Genomic DNA, 1086 nt, shown 5'->3' with positions numbered 1-1086 from the left:
CTGAGTCACCGCCGACGGGTCACCCGCGGCACATATGCCACACCGCGGGTGACCCGGGACACACGTGACACCGGTCACCCTCGCCGCTGGAAGGCAGGACAGAGAGAGCACTACGCAAAGCGCCCTACTTCTTTTATTGACCGATCATTCCAATTGCTCTACAGTCGTGAAACATGGCACGCACCAAGGAGTTCGATCCCGACGCAGCGTTGACGCGCGCGCTGGAACTGTTCTGGGAGCGAGGCTATGAGGCGACCTCCATGACTGACCTCGTCGAACACCTCGGCATCGGCCGCGCCAGCCTCTACGCCACCTTCGGCGGCAAGCACGAGCTGTACCTCAAGGCGCTCCGCCGCTACCAGGAGACCAGAGACCCGGACCCGATCACCCTGCTCTCCCAGCCCGGCCCGGCACTACCCGCGGTACGGGCCCTGGTGGAAAGCTACGTGACGGAGTCGATCAGCGACGAGCGACATCGCGGCTGCATGATCGCGAACGCCGCCGCCGAGCTCATGCCGCACGACCACCAGGTGGCCCAGCATGTCGAGACGTCCTGGGGCGCGCTCGAAGCCGCCCTGACGTCCGCCCTCACCCGCGCCCACGCGCAGGGGGAGATCGCCGCCGACACCGACCCGACCGCCACGGCTCGATTCCTGGTCGTCTTCCTCCAGGGCGTCCGACTCGTCGGCAAAGGAACCATGGGCGGGGCACGCCTGCGCGACGCCGCCGACCAGGCCTTGTCTCTCCTGACCTGATCCGGAACCCTCCGCCAGCCTGCACCCGCCCACACAGCCACCGCCGACGCACCGCACGGCAAGGGACCCGCATGAGTCAATTATTGACCGATCGTTCCAGTACGGCTCGCCGCTTCGCCATCCTGGGCATCGCGCAAGCCGGCCTGATCGCCGCGATCACACTGATCACGGTTCCGCTGCCCGCGATCCAGCGCGAGTTCGCGCTCTCCGCGTCGGACCTGGCGTTGCTGACCGCCGCCTACGGTCTTTCCTTCGGCGGGTTGCTCCTCGTCGGCGGCCGGCTGACCGACCGCTTGGGCGCGCGGCGGATGCTCGTCGCAGGCATGACGCT

2 protein-coding genes are annotated in these 1086 nt (G+C 67.6%); both read left to right on the top strand.

What is annotated here, in order from left to right; translation table 11 throughout:
• Positions 1–173 precede the first annotated feature (173 nt).
• A complete protein-coding gene (locus tag ELR45_RS19815) occupies positions 174–755 on the top strand; it encodes a TetR/AcrR family transcriptional regulator (protein WP_129667901.1) in 582 nt (193 codons plus the stop codon).
• Positions 756–826: 71 nt separating this feature from the next.
• On the top strand, positions 827–1086 hold a 260-nt coding region (locus tag ELR45_RS35530), incomplete at its 3' end, for an MFS transporter (RefSeq protein ID WP_165367944.1).

It is taken from the genome of Phytoactinopolyspora endophytica (assembly GCF_004138495.1).
Classification (GTDB): domain Bacteria; phylum Actinomycetota; class Actinomycetes; order Jiangellales; family Jiangellaceae; genus Phytoactinopolyspora; species Phytoactinopolyspora endophytica.
This window is presented reverse-complemented; position numbering and strand designations above follow the sequence as displayed.